7 protein-coding genes are annotated in these 8,254 nt (G+C 39.8%); 2 read left to right on the top strand and 5 right to left on the bottom strand.

Going from position 1 to position 8,254, the window contains the following annotated elements; translation table 11 throughout:
* Together NL42_RS10835 and NL42_RS10830 are read left to right on the top strand one after the other, a co-directional pair.
* The coding region (locus NL42_RS10835) for a putative porin (RefSeq protein ID WP_461312743.1) at positions 1–774 on the top strand (774 nt) is incomplete at its 5' end.
* A gap of 334 nt (positions 775–1,108) precedes the next feature.
* Positions 1,109–1,876, top strand: coding sequence for a putative porin (locus tag NL42_RS10830; RefSeq protein WP_016139874.1), 768 nt, complete (start codon positions 1,109–1,111; stop codon positions 1,874–1,876).
* Between the two features lie 48 nt (positions 1,877–1,924).
* Here NL42_RS10830 and recJ read toward each other — a convergent pair whose 3' ends face one another.
* The 5 genes from recJ to NL42_RS10805 form a co-directional block, all read right to left on the bottom strand.
* A complete protein-coding gene (gene recJ, locus NL42_RS10825; RefSeq protein ID WP_461312742.1) occupies positions 1,925–3,625 on the bottom strand; it encodes a single-stranded-DNA-specific exonuclease RecJ in 1,701 nt (566 codons plus the stop codon).
* The gene (gene pdxH / locus NL42_RS10820) at positions 3,626–4,282 is read right to left on the bottom strand and encodes a pyridoxamine 5'-phosphate oxidase (RefSeq protein WP_461312741.1); all 657 of its coding nucleotides are present in this window, start codon (positions 4,280–4,282) and stop codon (positions 3,626–3,628) included.
* Between the two features lie 11 nt (positions 4,283–4,293).
* Complete coding sequence (gene glmM, locus NL42_RS10815) at positions 4,294–5,631, bottom strand: phosphoglucosamine mutase (RefSeq protein WP_461312740.1); 1,338 nt, start codon at positions 5,629–5,631, stop codon at positions 4,294–4,296.
* 149 nt (positions 5,632–5,780) lie between these two features.
* Complete coding sequence (guaB, locus tag NL42_RS10810; protein ID WP_016139870.1) at positions 5,781–7,247, bottom strand: IMP dehydrogenase; 1,467 nt, start codon at positions 7,245–7,247, stop codon at positions 5,781–5,783.
* Between the two features lie 194 nt (positions 7,248–7,441).
* Positions 7,442–8,239 (bottom strand): oxygen-binding di-iron domain-containing protein, encoded by a 798-nt coding sequence (locus NL42_RS10805; RefSeq protein ID WP_461312744.1) that lies wholly within the window; start codon positions 8,237–8,239, stop codon positions 7,442–7,444.
* Positions 8,240–8,254 lie beyond the last annotated feature (15 nt).

The raw sequence follows: 8,254 nt of genomic DNA, 5'->3' as shown, positions 1-8,254 counted from the left end.
ATGTATGAATTTACAGATATGGATGGGGGAGAAAATAATAGCTTCGGTATTAATGGCAAATATTATTTTAATCCAGTAGAAGCAAAAACTTTCCCTTTAGCTGAAGCTGCTTTTTTAAATAAAGCTTCAAATATTGGTCTAGGCTATGCCTATAGCAAATTGGAAGATGATGAAGATTCTGGAAAACTTGAATATAATTCTGTAGGCATTACAGGTGAATACTTTATTCCCAATACCCCACTCTACTTATCTGGGGCATTTAACCGAACAAAACGAGAAGTTACTGTAGAAGATTTTGGTTCGGTTGATGATAATGGTAATGGTTATGCTGTAGAGGTCGGTTTCCTACCAACAGATGGCTTATTGTTGGCTGCTGGTGTAACAGATTTATCTGAAAGTTTTGATCCAATACAAGCAGCTAAATATGGCTTCATTACTTCAATCACAAATGCTACAGCTGTAACAGGTGAAAACGAAGATACTGTCGTAACTTTACGTGCTAAGTATGTTACTCAAATTTCAGGTTTTTATACTAATTTCGAAGGACAAACTTATATTGGTGACGAAACCACTTATCGCTTAGGTGCAGATCTTTATCTTGATCCTACTTTAAGTATTGGAGCATCTTTTGCAGATTCAACAGCAGAAGATTCTGATGCAATTTTTAGTGTCCGTGCACAAAAATTCTTCACACCGCAAGTAGCAGTAGGGTTAACTTATACAACTGTTGATGATGCTAACTCTTTTGGTATTAATGGCACATTCCGCTTCTAATCCATAAGTATTTATTATTAAAAATATGAATGCTCAAGGGAATTTTCCTTGGGCATTTTTCAGTTCATTTTAAGTTTAACCAGTAACATCCTCATACAAAATTGGGTACTTTTACAGCATTTTCTATGATCTACACAAAATATCCTCAATTTTAATAAAATAAAACATTCTAATTTTAAATTTTAAAATCAAATGCTTAAGTTAAACATATTTACAAAAAAAGCACATAGTTACAGTATGGTTACTTGCACAAGATTGACGCTAACTCATTTTCCTCTAGACTGAAACTTGTAACAAAACATTTATAAATCGCTTTTTAGAGGGGAGAGATTCCATGAAAAAACTAGCAATTGCATCAGCTCTTTTATCTGCACTCGCAGTAAGTGGCGCAGCAAACGCTTACCAAGCTGAAGTTGGTGGTTCTTACAATTATCTTGATCCAGACAACGGTAGCAGCGTAAGTAAATTCGGTGTTGACGGGACTTATTACTTTAATCCTGTTCAAACTCGTAACGCTCCACTTGCTGAAGCAGCTTTCTTAAGCCGTGCAAGTAATGTTAACGCACTTATCAACTATGGCGATAACAGCGGTACAAAAGACACTCAGTATGGCGTAGGTGTTGAATACTATGTTCCTAACTCAGATTTCTACCTTAGCGGTGATGTAGGCCGTACTGAGCGTGAAATTGATAACACCAATATTGATAGTAAAGTAACAACTTATGCAGCTGAAGTAGGTTATTTACCAGCTCCAGGTTTATTACTTGCGCTAGGTGTTAAAGGTTACGACGAAAAAGACGGTAAAGACGGCGCTGATCCAACAGTTCGTGCTAAATACGTAACTCAAGTAGGTCAACATGACGTAAACCTTGAAGCGTTCGGTGCGTTTGGTGACCTAGACGAATATAAAGTTCGTGGTGACTACTACATCGATAAAACTTTAAGTCTTGGTGTGGATTACTACAATAACGACTTAACTGATAAAGATGAATTTGGTATTAATGCTAAAAAATTCTTAAATCAACAAGTAAGTCTTGAAGGTCGTATTGGTTTCGGTGACAACGACAACACTTATGGTGTTCGTGCAGGCTACCGTTTCTAATCTTACCTAAAAGTTTATAAAAAAATCCGCTCAAATGAGCGGATTTTTTTATTGGTTTAAATGCACAATACGCAATTGTAAATTTACATTACCCTTAAATACATTACGGTCAATCTCATAGACCAAATGAACTTCATCTCGCATAGGATTAAATTCAAATCGTCCAGCGGCATTAAAAGCAATCGCATCAAAAGTATATTGATCAAGGGCCAATCTAAGTTTTAGATGTGTTTCTTTAAGCCAGCGATAATCGACAACTTTAAAATGTCCTTCAAACTGAGGAAAAGGGAATTTTTGCCCCCATGGCCCAAGCTGCTCTATCCAGTCCAATGTGTCTAGTTGCAAAGCCGAAGCTGGTAATTCCCCATCCGTCCATAGCGTTGCTTGAAACAAAGATTCTTCCATAGCTGCAACACAGGCAGTAAAAACAGTTTTAAAAGCATCAAAATTTTCTTTACGTATCGTTAAACCAGCCGCTGCCGCATGTCCACCAAAATGGCTCACCAATTCGGGATATTGTTCAGCGACCTGTTCAATCATATCTCGGATATGTACACCATCAATTGAACGCGCAGATCCTTTAATATGCACACCATCTTCATCTGGTGCAAAGACAATAGCTGGTCGATGAAACTGTTCTTTTAAACGCCCTGCTACAATCCCAATCACACCTTGATGCCAACTCTCTTCAAAGAGTACAAGAGCTTGTGGAATATCTTCTTTTGAGAGTTGCAAGCTATCTAAAGCAGATAAAGCTTGTTGCTTCATCTCCCCTTCTATCTGGCGTCGCTCTATATTGAGTTGATTTAATTGCTGAGCAATTGGATAGGCAGTTTCCATAGAATCTGCTAATAAACATTCAATGCCTATACGCATGCTCTCCATACGCCCAGCAGCATTAATACGCGGACCTAAAACAAAACCTAGATCTTGTGCACGCAAAGACGACGCCTCTCTGCCAGCAATATCTAACAACGCCAATATTCCAACTCGACATTGATGTTGCTGAATACGCTTCACGCCCGCATCCACTAAAATGCGGTTGTTATAATCTAATACAGCAACATCCGCATAAGTTCCCAAAGCGACTAAATCTAGATATTGAGTAACTTTAGTTGTGCTTTTACCTTGTCTGCTACGTAAACTAGCCAAATTGGCCAGCACATAAAAAGCAACACCAACACCAGCAAGCGCTTTACTTGGAAAATCACAACCTAACTGATTTGGGTTAACCACCGCTTCTGCCGGAGGTGTTTCTTTAGTTGTTAAATGATGATCTGTAATAATAACTTGCATGCCCAGAGCATGGGCTGTATCAACTCCAGCATGGCTGGAAATTCCGTTATCGACTGTAATTAATAAATCGGGCTGATAAGTTTGATATGCAAGCTCTGCAATTGCAGGCGTAAGCCCATAACCGTATTTAAATCGGTCTGGAACTAAATAGTCGACTTGTGCTCCCATATCACGAAGCGCCAATACCATTAACGCTGTGCTGGTTGCGCCGTCTGCATCATAGTCCCCAACAATAACAATTTTTTTATGCTTATCAATGGCTTGATCTATTAATGCCACAGCGGTTTCTAATCCCTTGAGCTGAGGAGCAAGTAAATTCTTAAGCTTTAATTCTAATTCCTGTTCAGATTGTACTCCGCGCCTTGCCAAAATCTCGGCAATAAACGGAGGCACGCCCTGAAACTGTTCAGGGCGTGTCAATAAAGGTCTTTGTTTGATTTGTATTTTTGTCATTTAAGGCATCAGTCGGTGCAGCGTCCATTGACCCTCGATTTTTTCATAACTCAAGCGGTCATGTAAACGGTTTGGTCGCCCTTGCCAGAATTCATAATAATCTGGTTGAAGACGATAGCCTCCCCAGAACTCTGGTTTATCAAGCACTTCACGAGTTTCAACTTGCTGCTGTAAATCTTGAAAACGTTGCTGTAACAGCTCTCGGCTTTCAATTTTACCGCTTTGAGGAGTACTGATGTGTGCTGCAATTTGGCTATCACGTGGTCGCTTAAGGTAGTAATCTGTAGATTCTTGCTCAGCAATTTTAACTACATGACCACCAACTCTCACCTGACGCTCTAGACTTGGCCAGTAAAATAATAATTCGGCATATGGGTTTTCTGCCAAATCAATACCTTTTTGACTGTCATAATTCGTATAAAAATCATAGCCAGCTTCTGTGGCCCCACGTAACAATACTGTTCGAACATGAGGTCTGCCATTTGCACTTGCTGTTGCTAATGACATGGCATAGGGTTCATGTAAATTGGCTGCTAGAGCATGGTTAAACCAACCAAGAAACTGCTGATGAGGGTTAGAGTCAACCTGCCCCTCATACAACTCGCCTTGCTCATAGCTCAAGCGTAATTCACTTAGATCTTTGATGACATCACTCATGTCATGGCACCTTATGCGACTTGTGCTTGTGAACGAACTGAATCTGCTAAATGCTGAGCTAAAGCATTCACTTCTTGCTCATTGTCACCTTCAACCATGACACGAATTACAGGCTCTGTTCCAGACTTACGAATCAAGATACGTCCACGGCCTTTGAGCTGTGCTTCTGCTTTATCAAATTCAGTTACCAATGCTGGAATAGAATATGGATCAAGCATTTGTTCCAAACGTACATTTAAAAGAACTTGCGGGAATAATTTAAAGTCTTGAACCAATTCATGAAGAGCCTTGTTTTGCTCAACCATCACAGTTAAAACTTGAAGTGCGGCGATAATGGCATCACCAGTCGTACTCTTGTCTAAAGTTAGAATATGACCAGAAGGTTCGCCACCTATCACCCAACCATTTTCTTCTAAAGCCTGTAATACATAACGGTCACCGACTTTTGCACGAACAAAATTAACATTTGCTTTTTCAAATGCAACTTCAAGTGCCATATTACTCATGACAGTACCAACAATACCCGCTGGCTTATTTTGCGCCTGAGTCGCCAAAATATATAAGATATGATCACCATCAATTAAGTTACCAAACTTATCAACCATCACAACACGGTCAGCATCGCCATCAAAGGCAATACCTAAATCTGCTTCTTGCTCAACCACTGCTTTTTGTAAGTGTTCAGGATGTGTTGAACCACAGCCTTCATTAATATTTAAGCCATCTGGTTCATTATATAAAGCAACAACTTTTGCCCCTAGCTCACGGAAAACTGAAGGTCCAACGCTATATGCCGCGCCATGAGCACAGTCCAACACAATCTTTAAATTATTTAAATCAAAGTGGTAAGGGAAGGTAGATTTACAAAATTCGATATAGCGACCATTTGCATCATTTACACGAACACTTTTACCTAAGTTTGCAGTGTCATCAATAAATAAATCTTTTTCTAATTCGCGGTTAATTTCTTCTTGTAATGAATCCGGTAATTTTTTGCCTTCACTTGAGAAGAATTTAATCCCATTATCATAATATGGATTATGTGATGCAGAAATAACAATACCTGCATGTGCATGCAAAGCACGAGTAAGGTGTGCAATTGCTGGTGTTGGTAATGGACCAAGTAAATGAACATATACGCCAGCAGCGTTTAAGCCTGCCTGCAAAGCAGATTCTAAAATATAACCAGATAAACGTGTGTCTTTTCCTAATACAACGAGCGGTTTATTTTTTGGACTCGTTCGTTTTAATACCTTCCCTGCAGCAAAACCGAGTTTTAAAGCAAACTCTGGAGTAATAGGCATTTGCCCAAATTTTCCACGAATACCATCCGTTCCAAAATAACTCATAGCTTATCTCATTCTTACGCCACTTCAGCGGTGGCTCACTTCATATATGGCAATTCCGCCATATTTCTTTTCTTCAGTTTTACTTTACACCAAAAACAAAAAGCCGTCAGTGTAATGACGGCTTTCTTCATTGTTTTGGTTACCAAATTCTAACCAACACGATAGTTTGGAGCTTCTTTAGTAATCGTTACATCGTGAACATGTGACTCAGACATACCCGCTGAAGTAATTTTCACAAATTTCGCATTTTGGCGAAGATCTTCAATCACAGCTGAACCTGTATAACCCATCGATGAACGTAAACCACCCATCATTTGATGAACGATGTTGCCCATTGGGCCTTTATATGGAACACGACCTTCAATGCCTTCTGGTACTAACTTCTCAGCACCCGCTTTTGAATCTTGGAAATAACGGTCAGCAGAACCAGTTGCTCCCGCCATTGCACCTAATGAGCCCATACCACGATATGCTTTGTAGTAACGACCTTGGAAAAACTCAACTTCGCCAGGTGCTTCTTCAGTACCAGCTAGAAGTGAACCAACCATGATTGTGCTTGCACCCGCACCGATCGCTTTTGCCATATCGCCAGAGAAACGGATACCGCCATCTGCGATTAAAGGAATTTGATCTTTTAGTGCGTTAGCAACGCTGTCAATCGCAGAAATTTGTGGCATACCAATACCTGCCACAATACGAGTTGTACAGATAGAACCAGGACCGATACCCACTTTTACAGCATCTGCACCTGCATCTAATAATGCTAATGCAGCATCACCAGTTGCGATGTTTCCACCAATCACTTGTACTTGAGGGAAGTTTTGTTTCACCCAGCGTACACGTTCAATTACACCAGCTGAATGACCGTGTGCTGTATCAACAACGATTACATCAACACCAGCTTCAACCAATGCTTCCACACGACTTGGTGTATCAGCACCTGTACCTACCGCAGCACCAACACGTAAACGACCAAGATCATCTTTACAACTGTTTGGATAGCTCTCAGCTTTGCGGAAGTCAGTCACTGTAATTAAGCCTTTAAGTTCGTTGCTCTCGCCAACAACCAAGACTTTTTCAATACGGTGTTTTTGCAATAATGCTTGAATATTTTCTTTAGACTCGCCTTCACGTACAGTTACTAAACGATCTTGGCCTGTCATGATGTTGCTAACAGGTTGTTCTAAATTGGTTTCAAAACGCGTATCACGGCCTGTCACAATACCAACAACCTTGCCGTCTTTAACAACAGGTACACCGCTAATGTTATTAGCAGTGGTAATTGCAATCAGTTCACGTACTGTCGTTTCAGGCGTTACAGTGATAGGGTCTTTCACCATACCCGCTTCGAATTTCTTTACACGGCGTACTTCTGCAGCTTGAGCAGCAATATCCATGTTTTTGTGCAAAATCCCGATACCACCATTTTGTGACATCGCAATCGCCATACGTGACTCAGTCACTGTATCCATTGCAGCTGAAACTAGTGGGATATTTAAATGAATGCCGCGAGTTAAACGTGTCTTTAGAGAGACATCTTTTGGGAGAACAGTAGAGTAGGCAGGAAGTAATAAGACATCATCGAAGGTTAGCGCTTCTTGAACGATGGTCAGCATAACAATCTCACTGGTAAATTCCGTGAGCTATTATAAACAAATTTCAATGCAATTTTCATATTATCTTTGCCTTTTTCAGCAATAGATGTAGAGCTGCTCTAAATAATTGCCACTTATTATAGTTTTAACGTTATTTTTTAATCTATGTTTTTGCAACCCAGAATTTTATCTGGGTTGCTCATTAGAGATCATATTTAGGCGGGGCAACTAAAAACTTGTTCTGTCATTAAGTCGACACCACAAGGTAAAGTCTCAATCCAGTCCAAAAACTGATTAATCATTTCTTTGCCCATAAATGGACTGCCATGCTGTGGAACAATCATTTCAATATCCATCTGGCGAACCATTTTAACCCATAAACGGATGACCTTATTGGAACACATATAGCGTTGGTGAAAAGCTTTCATTTTTAGAACGTGCGTATCAAAATCTGTTAGAGGTTGATTAGCATCCTCAACAATCGAAGCGCCCATATCACCAGAAAATAAAATTTTGGCGACTGGATCATAAAACTGAAAATTACCCACCGAATGTAGAAAATGGGCAGGTACTATAACTAACTTTGATTCCCCTAATTGAATCACTTGGCCGCGGTCAGGTAATTCAATAAGACGGTCTTCCCAATTCCCTTTCATACGCTCACTCATAAATGAGGAATTTAGGTGTGGTAGAAAACGTGCCCATAATTTTGATGCCACAACTTTAGCGTCGGTATAGACTAACCAGCGTGGCATTGAAGTAATAATATCCGGATCCTGATGCGAAGCCATCACATAGTCCAGATTTTTCAAACGTGTATATTTATTTAATTCCATCGTTAATGGAACGTAGGTCAAATCGCCCCCTGGATCGATTACAGCAGCACGCTCATGATCAATAATTAAAAATTGATTAGCTTGGATACCTTCCCCTTTGACCAAACTGGTAAAACTAATACATTTATGTACGCCATTATCAAATAATATCTGCGATGTTGTTTTTTCAAACCCCATACAATTTCCCCAAAA

The sequence above is a fragment of the Acinetobacter sp. GN11 genome (genome assembly GCF_054823985.1).
The sequence above is the reverse complement of the archived record's forward strand: the minus strand, read 5'-3'. Positions and strand labels throughout refer to the sequence as shown.